The organism is Stenotrophomonas sp. S49 (genome assembly GCF_016624905.1).
In the GTDB taxonomy this organism is placed as follows: domain Bacteria; phylum Pseudomonadota; class Gammaproteobacteria; order Xanthomonadales; family Xanthomonadaceae; genus Stenotrophomonas.
The window spans coordinates 1-15,426 of sequence record NZ_JACVUD010000098.1; the positions used below are offsets into that span (position 1 = coordinate 1).

The following is a 15,426-nucleotide window of genomic DNA, read 5'->3' on the forward strand; positions in this document are numbered from 1 at the left end:
CGTTGGTAGAGTCGGGGGGGGGGGGGGGGGGGGGGGGGGTTGGGGGGGGGCCCGGCCGGCCCACGCCTCAACCCTCGTCGGTCTCGTATTCGACGAACACATCCAGCTCCAGCGCCAGTTCCTGCACCGCATCGCGCACCTTCTGCGCGGTGCTCTCGTTGCCCACTTCCACTTCCAGCTCGTGGATGCCCGGACCGATATCGTCCGACAGGCCGGCCGAACTGGAATCGTCGTCATCCATGTGCGGCATCAGGTCGTCGGTTTCTTCAACGTGCTCGATGCCTTCCAGCCCCAGCAGCAGATCGCTGATGGCGCGGGCATGGTCTTCGGTTCCGGTGATTCGCAGTCGCAGCATGGACATGGCAGTGGCACGTGGTGGGAGTTCAGCGCAGCCTAGCCAGCGGCAGGCAAAGACCGGGTGAGGGCGCTGTCAGCCGACGGTCGGTGTGCGGCCCAGCAGGCTGTCGGGCAGGGCGGGAATGGGCGTGCGCTCGTCGTGTGCCTGCGTCAGCAGCCAGTCGATGAACACGCGCGCCGCAGGGCCGGGCGGCTGCCCTTCGGCGTGCACCACGTAATAGCTGTAGCGCGCCTTCATCGCAGGTCCCGGCAGGCGCACCACTTCGTAGCGCTGCAGGTAAGGCTGGGCGATGTGGGTGCGTGCCAGCACCGCACCCATGCCATATACCGCCGCGCGCATCGCATCGGTGCTGTCGGCGAAGGTGTGCATGGGCGGCAGCGGCGAGGGCGGTCGCACCCCGGCGTGACGGAACCAGTCGCGCCAGCCCTGCGGGGACAGATCGCTCAGCAGCGGCAGGTCGGCGATGCGTGCCGGGTCGTCCAGTGCTTCCACCCCGGCCAACGCCGGTGAGGCCACCGGGAACAGCTGGTCGTCCATCAGGTGCTGCGCGTGCAGTCCCGGCCATTGGCCCAGACCGTAGCGGATACCGACTTCCGGCCCGCTGTCGTCGTAGCGGTCCAGGCCGCTGCCGGTGTGCAGTTCGATGCGGATCTGCGGGTGGGCCTGGGTGAAGCGCGGCAGGCGCGGCAGCAGCCAGCAGTACGACAGCGACCGCAGCGTGGTCACCCGCAGGGTCACGCTGTCGGCGTCCGGTTGCAGGTGGTGGGCCACGGCGGCCACATCGGTGAAGGCGGCGCTGGCGGCGTCGGCCAACTGGCGGCCCTCGGCGGTCAGGCGCACCCCGCGCGCATGGCGCAGGAACAGGCGGGTTTCCAGCACCTCTTCCAGGCGGCGCACATGGTGGCTGACCGCGCTGGCGGTCAGGTGCAGTTCCTGCGCGGCCTGGGCGAAGTTCTGGTGGCGTGCAGCCACCGCGAAGACGGCCAGTGCAGGCAGCAGGGAAGGGCGTAGCAGCATGTCCAGCCTCAAACCATATTTGTGGCTGACAGCGATACTACGCGCTTGTGCGGCAGGCGTCTGCGGCCGATGCTGTGTGCCCGGTGGTTTGACAGACGATGGACGGAGGCAGCACATGAATGCGGTACCACAGGTGGCCGAGCGCGATTGGCGCACGCCGCTGGAACTGACCCTGCTGGGCGCCATCTGGGGCTGCTCGTTCCTGTTCATGCGCGTGGCCGTGCCCTCGTTCGGGCCGTTCGCGCTGGTGGAAGTGCGTCTGGTGCTGGGCGCACTGGTGCTGATGCCCTTCCTGTGGCGCGCCCGTGCGCAGTTCCCGCCGCGCCGCTGGCTGTGGCTGGCGCCGATCGGGCTGATCAACTCGGCACTGCCGTTCGTGCTGTTTGCCTATTCGGCCGAGCAGGCGCCGGCAGCTATTGGTGCGATTTGCAATGCGATGACGGTGCTGTTCGCCGCGCTGATCGCGTTCCTGTTCTTCGGCGAAAAGATCGGCGTGCGTCGTGCCGGCGCGCTGCTGGTCGGCTTTGCTGGCGTGGTGGTGCTGGCCACGGCCAAGGTGTCGGGCCTGAGCATCGGCATGGCCGTGCTGGCCGGTGCTGCGGCGTCGCTGCTGTATGGGCTGGGCGTGAACCTGGTGAAGCGGCACATGACCGGCCTGCCATCGGCGGCCGCCGCTGCCGCGACGCTGGGCTGTGCCTCGCTGTGGATGCTGCCGATGGCGGTAACGCATTGGCCGCAGGGTGCCATTCCGCTGAAGGCCTGGGGCGCGGCCATCGCGCTGGGCGTGGCCTGCACCGGCCTGGCGTTCCTGATGTTCTACCGCCTGATCGGCCGCATCGGCCCGTCACGTGCGTCCACGGTGACTTATCTGATTCCGCTGTTCGGCGCCGCCTTCGCGTGGTTGTTCCTCGGCGAACCGGTGACGTTGCAGATGCTGATTGCCGGCGGATTGATCCTGGGCAGCGTGGCGGTCAGCCAGAAGAGCTGATGCATCGGGCGCGTGCTGCGTGACGCTTGCTGAAGGCGTTTCACTGTTCATGGGTGTCACTTTTCTTTGCGCGCGCAAAGAAAAGTAACCAAAAGAAACGCGCCGCCGTCAGCGAGCCGGCGCTGCGCGCCGGTACCCTGCGCTCCTCGGTCCGGCGAGGGACGGCGCGGAACTCGCTGCGCTCAGACACCCGCGCCTCTTCGCCCTTGCCGGACCTGCGGTGCCCGGCTCGCTTCAAGGCGGACCCAGATCAAAACCCACAGCTGCACCCAGTAGATCCACGCCATGCGTGGATGTTTTCGTCTTCGCTTTTACAACCCGCCGCTGCACTCGCCGGGCATGGCCCGGCGCTACCGCACCGGCACCGGAATGTTGCACAGGTCGATATGCCCGGCCGGGCGCTTGTAGAAATCATCCACGCGGTTGCGCCGTGCTTCCACCGTGTCGGCGAAGGTCTTTGAATCGGTGCGCAGCACCTGGATTGGGGTGCGCTCGGCCGCTGGCACGTCGCTGGCGCGGCGGATCGATATGATCGGCGTGCGCAGCTTCGGGTCTGCATAGAAGCCCATCGGCGCCGGTCCGCGCGGAATCGCACTCAGCAGTTCCATGCCCTTCAGCACGCGGCCAACCAAGGTGATGTTGCGGTCGAGCTGGCGCGGCGACTGGCCGGTCACTACGTACAGCTCGGCGCCGATGCTGCTGTCTTCCTCATTGCTGCGGCCCGCGCCGAGCATGCCGTAGCAATGCGCCAGCCAGGCCTTGCCGGCCTGCGGGTCCTGGCCCACCGGGAAGCCATCAACGAAACCGGTCTGCGCCGCCCAGCCATCACGGTCGGGCAATACGCTCACCTTCAGGCCAGTGCTGGCGCGTTCGAATTCGGCTGGCAGCTTGCGCGCGGCGCTGCCGAACGGCTTGGCCTTGCTGGCGTCGTCGGCGTCGGCATCGCCGAACTGCACCACGAAGTTGTCCTGCGAACGGTAGATGCTGGTGCCGTCCCAGAAATGCTCGTGGGCGAAGGTCTGGATGTTGGCCACATGGCGCGGGGCAAACTGCGGCGCCAGTTCGATGATCACCCGTCCGGCCGGCAGATCCATGTACAGCAGGTTGGCCGGGTCCGGGGTGCGCCAATCGCTGGCCGCAGAAGCATCAAGGATCTGCTGCGGGCTGCGGTAGGGCGTGGCAGCGCTGGCCAAGGCGGGCAGCAGGCAGGCGAGGGCGAGGGCGGTCAGGGCAGTGCGACGGCGGTGCGGCATGGGATCCCCGGAACGAAGGTGTCAGCCGATTCTGCGCCACCGGCGGCGCCTGCGCCATCGATGCCCTCTGGTTTTGCCGATCGGCGTACGGCACTGTGTGCACATCGGCAGGGAAGCATGCAATGAGCGAACAACACTCCGCCACGCCCGAAGCGGCGTTGCACGCGCTGGTCAAATGGACGTTGAGAGGCTTCGTTGATGATGACGTGGACGCTGTGCGCTGGTTGCAGGCACTCCCTCCTCGCACGCTGTTCGACGTCGATGAGCGTCTGCGCAGCTGGTGGGCACCACGGCAGAACGAACTGCTTTCCAGCGTGCAGAACTACCAGGGCGCATCGCTTGAAGTACGTGCGGCGGCGTTGTTCCTTGCCGGATGCGATGGCAATGGCCATACCCGCGAGGCGGCGCTGCAGACGATGCGCTCGGTGCCCAGCCACCTGACGTTGTCCTGCGCCCTGCTGCGCTGCAATGACTGGGTGGCCGAGGTGCGTGCGATGGCGCAGGAGGTGGTGCTATCCCTGCTCGGGCAGTGCGCGGTACATCACGTGTTGGCGGCCTGGCCGATCGTGGTGCGCCTGCGCAATGCGCAGCGCATCGACCGCGCGTGGCTGCAGGACACGCTGTTCGGGTGGCTGGCATCGCCCTCCCGCCAGCAGGTCCTTGAAGGATTGCTGGGGCATCCCGACGCACGTACGCGGCTGGCGGCCTATGCCATCGCGCTGCAGACCCACCCAGACCGGGCAGCACTGCGCGCGCATGCGCTGGGCGACAGTGATCCGCACGTTTCTTATCAGGCGCTGACCGACCTTCTGCGGCATGGCGCGCCCATGGACATCGACAGGCTGTGTCCGCTGGCCCTGTCCGCGCCATCCGCCCGCGTGCGTGGTGCCGCGCTGCGCGCGCTGGTGGAACGCGAAGTGGCTGGACTGGACGCGCACATCGAAGCGGCGGCATTCGACCGTTCGCGCGGTGTGCGCCGCTTGGCGGCATGGCTGCTGCAACAGCGGCAGGCCCGTCCCGCCATCGCGTTGTGGCGCCAGGAGTTGCAGCCGCCAGGGCGCGAACGCTGGCGCGAGGCGTTGGCAGCTCTCGCCGATCACGCCGAGGCCGAGGATGTGCCTGCATTGCGCGCCTGGTTGCCGCAGGTGTCGGCGCGTCATCAGCGCAACTGCCTGCGCGGTTGGGTGCGAGCCGAGGGCGGCGCCGGCCTGGCGTTGCTGAGGGTGGCACTGGAAATGCCGGGTCGCACGGTGAATGCGATGCTGGACAGCGCGAACGCGCTGTGGGTTGCGGAGCTGGATCCACCGAGGCTGCTGGCGTTCTGCCACGATGGTCCTTCGCCTGTGGCATGCGCTGGGCTGCTCCGGCTGCTGCCGCGGTTGCCGTTGTGGCAGCACCTTGACCTGCTGCTGGATGCGATGCCGCAGCGCGAAGATGAGCACGCGTGGCACCTGCAGCTCGCGCACGACTGGCTTCGCCGCAGCGAGCAGTACTCGCCGCTGGGCCCCGCCCGCCGGCAGGCTCTGGTCAGCCGGCTTGAAGCGGGCAGGCATGCCTTGCCCGAGGCCGTTGCGGCACAGGTGCTGCTGGCCGTGCGCCAGGCCTGACGCCCCCTTGCCTCACGGCAGGGTGACTAACGACACATTCGCTATACCGGACTTCGCACTACTGTTGACTCCAACATAGTGGAGGGCCGGCCATGTCCGACGACGATGTCCACCTGAAGAAGTTCCAGAAGGAGCTCAGCGCCGGCACGGTGTCGCTGGCCCTGCTGGCGGTACTGGCCCGGGCCGGGGAGCCGCTGTACGGCTACCTGATCGCCAAGGAGCTGGAGCGCGTGGGTGAGGGCGTGCTGAGTGGCAAGCAGAGCGCGCTGTACCCGGTGCTGCGCAACCTGGAAGGCGCCGGCCTGCTGGAAAGCCACGTCGAACCGTCCAGCAGTGGCCCGCCGCGCCGCTACTACCGCATCAATGAACGTGGCCACGAGGTGCTGGCGCAGTGGCGCCAGGCCTGGCAGGCCACCCGCGATTCCGTCGATTCCGTGTTGGAGGGGGTACCGCAATGAACGACCTGAACCTGGCAGGCACGGCCCTGCCCACCACCATTGCCCAGTATCTGGCGCAGCTGCGCGCGGCGCTGGAAGGCGCCGACCCGGCCATGGTGCAGGATGCCCTGTACGACGCCGAGGAATACCTGCGCTCGGAACTGGCCGCGCAGTCGGGCCGCAGCGAGGCCGAGGTGATTGCCGATGTGGCCGGCAGCTATGGCGCGCCGCAGGAAGTGGCCGAGATCTACCGCGAAACCGAGGTGACCGTGAACCGCGCGCTGCGTACACCGCGCGCCGACACCGCGCCGGTGCTGCGCGCGGCGGCCGAAGCCAGCGGGGCGGCACCTGCGGCGGCGCTGCCGGCGGCGAAGCCGCGTACCTGGTGGGCGCGCTTCTTCGGCGTCGTGCTGGACCCGCACACCTACGGCGCGCTGTTCTACATGCTGCTGTCGCTGGCCACCGGCACGTTCTTCTTCACCTGGGTGGTGACCGGGCTGTCGCTGTCGTTGGGCCTGATGATCCTGATCATCGGCGTGCCGTTGACGGTGCTGTTCTTCGGTTCGGTACGCGGGTTGGCGCTGCTGGAAGGGCGGCTGGTGGAAGCGCTGCTGGGTGAGCGCATGCCGCGCCGGCCGCAGTACACCGATCGCAGCCGCAGCTGGCTGCAGCGCATTGGTGACATGTTCACCGATGGCCGCACCTGGCTGACGCTGCTGTACTTCCTGCTGATGCTGCCGCTGGGCATCGTGTACTTCACCATCGCGGTCACCCTGCTGTCGGTGTCGCTGGCCTTCATCTGGTCGCCGGTGGCGGCGCTGTTCGATGCCACCGTGCCGAGCATCTACATCGATGGCACCAATGTGCTGCCGCTGGAGTTCACGCCGCTGCTGGCCGTGGTGGGCGCGCTGCTGCTGCTGCTGACGATGCACCTGGCACGCGGCATCGGCAAACTGCACGGCATGCTGGCCAAGCACCTGCTGGTGCGGCTGTAATGGTGCAGGCCCAGCACCGGGGTCGGATCCCTGTTCGCAGGACAGGGCTCTGACCCCGTCACGTGCAGGCTGCAGGGGTCAGAGCCCTTTCCGTTGGAAAGGGATCCGACCCCGAGGCCAAGGCTTACCCGGCCTTGCGCCGCAGCGGGGTGACGTTGCTCTTCTTCTTCGTCGCCTTCGCAGCCGGGGCTTCGGCATGGGCGGCGAAGAAATCGCGCACCTTCGGGTACACCACTTCGCGCCAGCGGCGGCCGCTGAAGATGCCGTAATGGCCGGCACCTTCCACGATGAAGTGCTCGCGGCGGTCCGCGGCGATGCCGGTGCACAGCGCCTGCGCTGCTTCGGTCTGGCCCAGGCCGGCAATATCGTCCAGCTCGCCTTCGATGCTCAGCAGCGCGGTATCGCGGATCGCCGACGGGTCGACCTTCTCGCCGTTCACCACCCATTCGCCACGCGGCAGCAGGAAGTCCTGGAACACCACTGAAATGGTGTCCAGGTAGTACTTGGCCGGCATGTCCAGCACGGCGTTGTACTCATCGTAGAAGCGGCGATGCGCGTCGGCGTCTTCCAGATCGCCCTTGACCAGATCGGCGTAGAAATCCCAGTGCGAACTGAAGTGGCGGCTGGGATTCATCGACAGGAATCCGGCGTGCTGCAGGAAGCCCGGGTACACGCGGCGGCCGGCGCCAGGGTAGCTGGCAGGCACGGTGTGGATCACGTTGTTTTCGAACCACGACAGCGGGTTCTGCGTGGCCAGGTTGTTCACCGCAGTCGGGCTGCAGCGCGCATCGATCGGCCCGCCCATCATCACCAGCGTGCGCGGGGTCGGCTCGCCGCGGCTGGCCATCAGCGAAACCGCAGCCAGCACCGGCACGGTCGGCTGGCACACGCTCACCACGTGCAGGCGTTCAACGCCCAGGTGGCGGATGAATTCCTGGATGTAGGCGATGTAATCGTCCAGCCCGAATTCGCCTTCGCTGGCCGGCACCATGCGTGCATCCACCCAGTCGGTGACGTACACGCGGTGGTCGCGCAGCAGCGTACGCACGGTGTCGCGCAGCAGCGTGGCGTGGTGCCCGGACAGCGGCGCCACCACCAGCACGAACGGCTGGTTGAGCATGGTGTGCAGCTGCTCGGCTTCGTTGCTGTGGCGCTTGAAGCGCAGCAGCTTGCAGAACGGCTTGCTGACCTCTTCGTGCACCACGATCGGCACGCGTTCGCCTTCGACCTCGATTTCGTTGATGCCCCATTCGGGCTTCTCGTAATCCTTGCCGATGCGATGGAACAGTTCATTGACGGCCGCCAGGCGATCAGCGCCGGGCATCTGCGACCACCAGTGACCCTGGTTGGTGAAGAAGCGGGCGTTGGCCTGGGCCTGGTGCACCCAAGGGGCGAGCAGGTTGCGGGTCAGTTCGTGCAGTTGATAGAGCATGCCGACCGAATATGTATGGTCATATGTTGCCGCGCAGCATATCCCATCCCGGTGTCCCGCGGGTTAAGTTGGCTGAAAAAAGTGAATCCGGATTCACATCCGTTCCAGCGCCGCCGCCTCGCCGGCCAATCCGGGGCCCAGCCACAGGTGCGAACCCACGGCCTGCAGGCCCTGGCGGGCCAGCTCGCGCCGGTACCAGCGCGCCGGGCGGGCCTGGAAGCCCTCGTGGTCGCCGTCGAATTCATCCTCGGCGGCGAAGGTTTCCAGGAAGGCCACCCCAGCGGTCAGCTCGGCCAGGCCAGCCAGGCCGGCGCGCAGCTCGCGATTGGGCACGTAATGCATCACGTCCGAGCACACCAGCAGGTCGACCGGAGCACAGGGCCGCAGCCAGGCGAAATCGCCGAATGCGGCCAGGTGCAGGTTGCGGGTACGACCGTAGCGGCGCACAGCGTACTCGCTGCTGTCAAAGCCAAGGTATTGGACCTTCGGACGCAGTTTCAGCAGCGGTGCGCGCCAGGCGCCTTCGCCGCAGCCGATATCCAGCACGCTGCGGATCGGCCGTTCCAGGTAGTACTCGGCGCTGGCCACGGCCAGGGCCACCTTGCGGGCCAGGCGGGCACTGCCGCCGATATCGGCCCGGCGGTACCAGCGTTGGAAGTAGGCGGCGTCGTAGGTCTTGTCCATGGGCAGGGCACGGTGATGAAAGCGGAGCGTAATAGTAGAGCCACGCCATGCGTGGCTGGGGTGTGTGGTGCGGCAATTGGCCGCGGCAGCCACCCATGGGGTGGCTCTACTGCGACAATGGTTCCTTCCCGCCAGCCGCCGGAGCGAGCGCATGCAGAGCTACTACTGGGTCAAGACCTTCCACATCGTCTTCGTGGTGGCCTGGATGGCCACGGTCTTCTACCTGCCGCGCATCCTGGTGAACCTGGCCGAGACGGCGGGCCAACCCGCGGTGGTGGCCCGCCTGCAGCTGATGGGCATGCGCCTGTACCGCTTCGGCCATTCCATGTTCGGCCTGGCCTTCGTGCTGGGCCTGGTGCTGTGGCTGGGCTACAAGGTCATTCCGGACTTCCCGACCATGGTCGCGCCGGGCGGCGCCGGCTGGCTGCACGCCAAGCTGGGCCTGGTGGTGGTGCTGCTGGCGTACTTCATCTGGACCGGCCGCCTGCTGAAGGGCGTGGCCAAGGGCCGCGCACTGCCGTCGTCGCGCGCGCTGCGCTGGATCAACGAGATCCCGCTGCTGGCCTTCATTCCGATCGTCTGGCTGGTGCTGGCCAAGCCGTTCTGACCGGTAGATCCGCGCCATGCGTGGATGGGTCTGGTCTATCCACGCCATGCGTGGATGGGCGCTTGTAGAGTCGAGCTTGCTCGACTGCCTGGATCAAAAGCAGTCGAGCAAGCTCGACTCTACAAAAGGAGGCGCGGCCGATCAGGCCGCGTCGTGAGTATCCCGAACAGGAAACGCGGCCGATCAGGCCGCGCCGTGAGTATCCCGAACAGGCAACGCGGCCCGATCAGGCCGCTTCGTACGTACCGTAGCTGCGCAGGCGCGTGTAGCGCTGCTCGATCAGCTGTTCGGTGGACAGCTTGTCCAGCGCGTCCAGCTCGTTCAGCAGCACGGCCTTCAGGCGCTTGGCCATCTGGGTCGGGTTGCGGTGGGCGCCGCCGGTCGGCTCACGCACCACCTTGTCCACCAGGCCCAGGCTCTTCAAGCGCGGCGCGGTCAGGCCCAGCTGTTCAGCGGCATCCTTGGCCTTGCCGGCGTCCTTCCACAGGATCGAGGCGCAGCCTTCCGGGGTGATGGTCGAATACACCGCGTATTCCAGCATGACGGTGCGGTCGCCCACGCCCAGCGCCAGCGCGCCGCCGGAACCGCCTTCGCCGATCACCGTGCAGATCACCGGCACCTTCAGCTCGGCCATCTCCATCAGGTTGCGGGCAATGGCTTCGGACTGGCCGCGCGATTCGGCATCGATGCCCGGCCAGGCGCCGGCGGTGTCGATCAGGGTCAGCACCGGCAGGCCGAAGCGTTCGGCCATCTTCATCAGGCGCAGGGCCTTGCGGTAGCCCTCCGGCTTGGGCATGCCGAAGTTGCGCTTGATCTTTTCCTTGGTGTCGCGGCCCTTCTGGTGGCCGATCACCATCACCGAACGGCCATTGATGCGGGCCAGGCCGCCCATGATGGCCTTGTCGTCGGCAAACGCGCGGTCGCCGGCCAGTTCCTGGAACTCATCGCAGATGATGCGGATGTAGTCGGCGGTGTACGGGCGCGACGGGTGGCGGGCCAGCTGCAGCACCTGCCACGAGGTCAGGTTGCGGAAGATCTGCGCGGTGCGCATGCGCAGCTTGTCCTGCAGCGCGTGCACTTCGGCCTCGACATTGACCGCCGGACCGGCACTGGCGTTGCGCAGTTCCTGGATCTTGGCTTCCAGGTCGGCGATGGGTTGCTCGAAGTCGAGGTAGTTCGGATTCATCGGAAGCCGTCGTGTAAAGAAGAGGGGAATTCTAGCCGAATGCGCCGGAACGCCCCGTACGCCTTCGTCTGGAAGGCGACGGTAACCCAGCCGGGCAGGACGCGCCAGTCAGCGCGGCAGGCAATCAGGGGGCGTCAGGGCACGACCAGCGCGCTGCGCGCCATCTCGGTGCTGCGGATCGTCAGGAAGTCGTTGTAGGCCTCGTTGGCGGCCACCGGCAGGGTCGAGCCCAGGGTCATGGTGGCCTGGGTGAAGGCCATGCTGACCTTGAAGTCTTCCTTGCGCAGGGCCTTCTGCTCCGAGGCGGTGCTGGCCTTCAGCCAGCGCGCATACAGATCGCGCATCGGGCCGGCATGGGCCTCGAAGGCGGGGTCCAGCGCGGGCAGGGTGGCCGGGGCCGGTTCCAGCGTGTAGACCGGCGCCACGTAGCCGGCCGGCTGCTCACGCTTGAAGGCACCTGGCTCGCCCATGCTCTGTTCCACGTAGTCGATGAAGTCCGGGGCAGTGAACACCTTGGTGCTGATCTTGCCGCCGCTGGCATCCACGTGGGCCACGATCTGTTCTTCCGGGAACGGCTGGCGCACGCCGAAGTTCCAGTTCTTGTCGATGAACAGGCCGTGGTGCTTCTCGTAAGGGCCCTTGAACTGCACCCCGCCCAGTTCCATGCCCAGGCCGCTGCTGCCGAAGTTCTTCAGCTTGTCCTCGCCGGTCACGTAGATCTCGCGCGCGGTCACGTACTCGCTCAGGGTCGGGTTGATCAGACCGCCACGGCCGTCGGCATACACGATGAAACGCACATCGCCCAGGCGTTCGGTGTGCAGGTGGTGCTCACCCGGGGCCAGGCTGATCGCACGCGATGCGTTGGCGGCTACCGGCAGGTCCTTGCCGTCGATGCTGATGGACAGCGGCGTGGCGGTGGGGTTGTCGATCTCGAAATCGACCTTGGACGAGCATGCGGACAGCGCCAGCGCAGCGACGAGGGGGAACAACAGCGTTTTCATGACGGAAGATCGTCCTTGATACAGACAACGGGAAAAAATAATCAGGCGCGGCCTCAGTTGGCCCACGGCGGGCTGTAGCGCACCTTCAGCGTGCGCACCGCCGGGTCGGCGCGCAGCGCCTCCATCAGCTTGGAATCGATGCGCACCGCGCTCTGCCCGGACACGTCGAGCATGCCGGCCACGCCGCCCTGCGGGCTCTTCAGCAGCAGGTCCAGGCGCAGCGGCGTGCGTCCCGGGCGATGGCGGTCCAGTACGGCATTCACGCGTTCCCAGACCGGGCGCTGCTGGCGCAGGTCCAGGCGCAGCGACAGGCGCGTGGCGTAGTTGGCGCAGACTTCATCGAAGTCCCAGCACTGGCGGATGCGCAGGGCGAAACCGCCGTTGAATTCGTCCTCGCGCAGACCGCCCTTGACCACCAGGATGCGGTCCTTGGTCATCAGATGGCCGAACTCGGCCATCGCATCGGAAAACGCGCTGCATTCGACCCGGCCGCGGCCGTCTTCCAGCTGGATGAAGATCTGGCTTTCGCCCTTGCGGCGCACACCCACCACCTGGCCGGCCAGCACGGTCTGCACTTCCGGGCGCCAGCGCTTTTCGCCGCCGCCACCGCCGCCACCGCTGTTGGCGCTCCAGATCTTTTCCACCGCGCCCAGATCGTTGCCGACCAGGTCGCGCACGTCGTCGCGCCACGGGTCGAACGGGTGCCCGCTCAGGTAGAAGCCCAGGGTGTCGCGCTCGCCATTCAGGCGCTGCAGCAGCGGCCATTCCTCGGCCTCGGGCAGGTCCAGCTGGATGCTGACCGTGCTCGGGTCTGGGCCGCCGAACAGCGAGTTCTGGCCCGAGGCACGCTCGCGCGCCATCTGGTCGGTGGCCTTGATCACTTCCGGCAACTGCAGCATCAGCGAGGCGCGGTTGTGGCCCAGTTCGTCCAGCGCGCCGCAGTTGATCATCGCTTCCAGCGTGCGCCGGTTGAGCTTGGCCGAACCCACGCGCGTGCAGAAGTCCAGCAGGTCCTTGTAGTCGCCGCCCTTCAGGCGTTCGTCCACCACCGCTTCGCAGGCACCCTGGCCCACGCCCTTGATCGCGCCAAGGCCGTACTGGATGGTGTCCGGGGTGACCGCTTCGAACATGAAGGCCGAGTGGTTCACCTTCGGTGGCAGCACGGTCAGGCCCAGGTTGCGCACCTCGTCCAGGAAGCCGACCACCTTCTCGGTGTTGTCCAGATCAGAGGACAGCGTGGCGGCCATGAACTCGGCCGGGTAGTGGCGCTTCAGCCACGCGGTCTGGTAGCTGACCAGCGCGTACGCGGCGGCGTGCGATTTGTTGAAACCGTAGCCGGCGAACTTTTCCATCAGGTCGAAGATCGCATCGGCCTTGGCTTCGTCCACGCCATCCTTGGCCGCGCCCTCGCGGAAGATCTCGCGGTGCTTGGCCATTTCTGCCGGCACCTTCTTGCCCATCGCGCGGCGCAGCAGGTCGGCGCCGCCCAGCGAGTAGCCGCCGACGATCTGCGCCATCTGCATCACCTGCTCCTGGTACACCATGATGCCGTAGGTGTCCTTCAGGATGGCTTCGGTGCGCGGGTCGGGATAGATGATTTCTTCCTGGCCGTGCTTACGTGCGTTGAACGATGGAATCAGATCCATCGGGCCCGGTCGGTACAGCGACACCAGGGCGATCAGGTCTTCGAAACGGTCGGGGCGCGCGTCCTTCAGCAGGCGGCGCATGCCCGAGGATTCGAACTGGAACACCGCGCCGGTGTTGCCGTTGGCGAAGATGTCCTTGTAGGTGGGCGCATCGTCCAGCGGGATCGCGGCGATATCCACCGGCGGAATGCCGGCGCGCTCGTGGCGCTTGTTGATCGCCTTCACCGCCCAGTCGATGATGGTCAGCGTGCGCAGGCCCAGGAAGTCGAACTTCACCAGGCCCACTTCTTCCACGTCGTTCTTGTCGAACTGGGTGACCGGGTTCTTGCCCAGGCCGTTCTCGTCGTGTTCGGCGTACAGCGGGCAGAACTCGCTCAGCGGCTCGGGCCCGATCACCACGCCACCGGCGTGCTTGCCGGCGTTGCGGGTCAGGTCTTCCAGCTGCAGCGCCAGGTCGATCAGGTCGCGGACATCGTCCTCGGTCTCGTAGCGCTGGATCAGTTCCGGCGAGGCCATTTCCGAACTGGGGCCTTCCTTGCCCTTGCCCAGCGCATCCTTCAGGTGGATGCCCAGGATGTTCGGGATCAGCTTGGAAACGCCGTCGACCAGGCCATACGGGAAGCCCAGCACGCGACCGGAGTCGCGCACCACCGCCTTGGCCGCCATGGTGCCGTAGGTGATGATCTGGCTGACACGTTCGCGCCCGTACTTGCGCGCCACGTAGTCGATCACCTCGTCGCGGCGGTCCATGCAGAAGTCGATGTCGAAGTCGGGCATCGACACGCGTTCGGGGTTCAGGAAGCGCTCGAACAGCAGGTTGTACGGCAGCGGGTCCAGGTCGGTGATCTTCAGCGCCCACGCCACCAGCGAACCGGCACCGGAACCACGGCCCGGGCCGATCGGAATGCCCTGGTTCTTGCCCCACTGGATGAAGTCGGCCACGATCAGGAAGTAGCCGGGGAAGCCCATCTTGATGATGGTGTTGAGCTCGAACTCCAGGCGTTCGAAGTAGTCCTCGCGGGTCTTGCCCGGCGCCAGCGGATTCTTTTCCAGGCGCTCGGTCAGGCCGTCGCGCGACATCTTCTGGATCCAGGTGTCCAGCGTTTCGTCGTCGGGCACCGGGTAGTTGGGCAGGAAGTAGGTGCCCAGGCGCATCTCGATGTTGCAGCGTTCGGCCAGCGCCAGCGTGTTGTCGATCGCATCGGGAATGTCGGCGAACAGCGCGCACATTTCCTCGGCCGACTTCAGGTACTGCTGGTCGCTGTACTCGCGCGGGCGCTTGGGGTCGTCCAGCACCCGGCCGGTGGAAATGCACACGCGCGCTTCGTGCGCGCTGAAATCGGTCGGCGCCAGGAAGCGCACGTCATTGCTGGCGATCACCGGCAGGCCGCGCTGGCCGGCGGCCATCAGCGCGAAGCGGTTGAAGGTTTCCTCGCCTTCGCGGCCGGTGCGGGTCAGTTCCAGGTGCAGGCCATCGCCGAACACGCGCTGCCAGTCGGCCAGCTGCTGCTCGGCCAGGTCGTGCTTGCCGTCCAGCGCCAGGCGCCCGGCCAGGCTCTCGCGCCCGGCCAGGGCGAACAGACTTGCGTTGCCAGCCTTCAGCCAGTCCGGGTGCACGGCCACGCCACCTTCGGCGCGGTGGCCTTCCATCCAGGCGCGGGTCAGCAATCGCGACAGGCTCAGGTAGCCCTCGCGGTCGCGGCACAGCAGGGTCATCCGCCACGGGTCCTGGCCTTCCTCGGCAATCATCACGTCGGCGCCGGCAATGGGCTTGATGCCCACGCCTTCGGCGGCCTTGTAGAACTTCACCAGGGCGAACAGGTTGTTCAGGTCGGTGACCGCCAGGGCGGGCAGGCCGAGTTCCACCGAGCGCGACAGCAGGTTGGCCTGCTTGGCTTTTTTCGGGTCCGCCTGGTCGGGCTTGGCCGGCACGCGGATGGTCGAGTCCGCCAGCGAGAACTCGGTGTGGACGTGGAGATGTACGAAGCGAGAGTTGGACATGCCGGACCAGGTTGGAGCGCGCGGGCCCCGGGAGCTGACGGGGAATCGTCGCCGGGGTCGGAAAGCGCTGGAATGCCCGGTCAGGGTACCGAGGGCAGGGGGTGGCGACAAGGACTTGACGGGGGGTGATAGCGCGCATTCCGCCCGGGGGGGGCCCCCCCCGCCCCGGGGGGGGGGGGGGGGGGGGGGGGGGGGGGGGGGGGGGGGGGGGGGG

13 protein-coding genes are annotated in these 15,426 nt (G+C 67.1%); 5 read left to right on the plus strand and 8 right to left on the minus strand.

The features are described from left to right. Window positions 1-67 precede the first annotated feature (67 nt). The gene (locus tag IAE58_RS17040; RefSeq protein ID WP_199933605.1) at window positions 68-361 is read right to left on the minus strand and encodes a hypothetical protein; all 294 of its coding nucleotides are present in this window, start codon (window positions 359-361) and stop codon (window positions 68-70) included. Window positions 362-430: 69 nt separating this feature from the next. Continuing rightward, on the minus strand, window positions 431-1,375 hold the full coding sequence (locus tag IAE58_RS17045; RefSeq protein WP_199933606.1) for a LysR substrate-binding domain-containing protein: 945 nt from the start codon (window positions 1,373-1,375) through the stop codon (window positions 431-433). Between the two features lie 115 nt (window positions 1,376-1,490). On the opposite strand from IAE58_RS17045, the gene IAE58_RS17050 reads away from it, so the two are divergent. Then, window positions 1,491-2,363 (plus strand): DMT family transporter, encoded by an 873-nt coding sequence (locus IAE58_RS17050; protein ID WP_199933607.1) that lies wholly within the window; start codon window positions 1,491-1,493, stop codon window positions 2,361-2,363. Between the two features lie 350 nt (window positions 2,364-2,713). Here IAE58_RS17050 and IAE58_RS17055 read toward each other — a convergent pair whose 3' ends face one another. Continuing rightward, the gene (locus IAE58_RS17055; RefSeq protein WP_199933608.1) at window positions 2,714-3,616 is read right to left on the minus strand and encodes a peptidylprolyl isomerase; all 903 of its coding nucleotides are present in this window, start codon (window positions 3,614-3,616) and stop codon (window positions 2,714-2,716) included. A gap of 122 nt (window positions 3,617-3,738) precedes the next feature. On the opposite strand from IAE58_RS17055, the gene IAE58_RS17060 reads away from it, so the two are divergent. The 3 genes from IAE58_RS17060 (at window position 3,739) to IAE58_RS17070 (ending at window position 6,655) form a co-directional block, all read left to right on the plus strand. Further along, a complete protein-coding gene (locus IAE58_RS17060) occupies window positions 3,739-5,223 on the plus strand; it encodes a HEAT repeat domain-containing protein (RefSeq protein WP_199933609.1) in 1,485 nt (494 codons plus the stop codon). A 92-nt stretch (window positions 5,224-5,315) separates the two neighbouring features. Continuing rightward, a complete protein-coding gene (locus IAE58_RS17065; RefSeq protein WP_108749047.1) occupies window positions 5,316-5,681 on the plus strand; it encodes a PadR family transcriptional regulator in 366 nt (121 codons plus the stop codon). Then, on the plus strand, window positions 5,678-6,655 hold the full coding sequence (locus IAE58_RS17070) for a sensor domain-containing protein (RefSeq protein WP_108761590.1): 978 nt from the start codon (window positions 5,678-5,680) through the stop codon (window positions 6,653-6,655). Before IAE58_RS17065 ends, IAE58_RS17070 begins: the two co-directional genes overlap by 4 nt. A gap of 124 nt (window positions 6,656-6,779) precedes the next feature. Here IAE58_RS17070 and phaZ read toward each other — a convergent pair whose 3' ends face one another. After that, on the minus strand, window positions 6,780-8,087 hold the full coding sequence (phaZ, locus tag IAE58_RS17075) for a polyhydroxyalkanoate depolymerase (protein ID WP_108755767.1): 1,308 nt from the start codon (window positions 8,085-8,087) through the stop codon (window positions 6,780-6,782). 93 nt (window positions 8,088-8,180) lie between these two features. Continuing rightward, the gene (locus IAE58_RS17080) at window positions 8,181-8,771 is read right to left on the minus strand and encodes a class I SAM-dependent methyltransferase (RefSeq protein ID WP_108761591.1); all 591 of its coding nucleotides are present in this window, start codon (window positions 8,769-8,771) and stop codon (window positions 8,181-8,183) included. A 151-nt stretch (window positions 8,772-8,922) separates the two neighbouring features. Between IAE58_RS17080 and IAE58_RS17085 the strand changes: the two genes are divergently transcribed. Further along, window positions 8,923-9,378: a CopD family protein gene (locus IAE58_RS17085; RefSeq protein WP_108752581.1), complete on the plus strand. Its 456-nt coding sequence runs from the start codon at window positions 8,923-8,925 to the stop codon at window positions 9,376-9,378. Window positions 9,379-9,604: 226 nt separating this feature from the next. Here IAE58_RS17085 and IAE58_RS17090 read toward each other — a convergent pair whose 3' ends face one another. The 3 genes from IAE58_RS17090 to dnaE form a co-directional block, all read right to left on the minus strand. Beyond that, complete coding sequence (locus IAE58_RS17090) at window positions 9,605-10,564, minus strand: acetyl-CoA carboxylase carboxyltransferase subunit alpha (RefSeq protein WP_108752582.1); 960 nt, start codon at window positions 10,562-10,564, stop codon at window positions 9,605-9,607. Window positions 10,565-10,698: 134 nt separating this feature from the next. Continuing rightward, the gene (locus IAE58_RS17095) at window positions 10,699-11,565 is read right to left on the minus strand and encodes a hypothetical protein (protein WP_199933610.1); all 867 of its coding nucleotides are present in this window, start codon (window positions 11,563-11,565) and stop codon (window positions 10,699-10,701) included. A gap of 53 nt (window positions 11,566-11,618) precedes the next feature. Then, on the minus strand, window positions 11,619-15,212 hold the full coding sequence (gene dnaE, locus IAE58_RS17100) for a DNA polymerase III subunit alpha (protein WP_164271780.1): 3,594 nt from the start codon (window positions 15,210-15,212) through the stop codon (window positions 11,619-11,621). Window positions 15,213-15,426 lie beyond the last annotated feature (214 nt).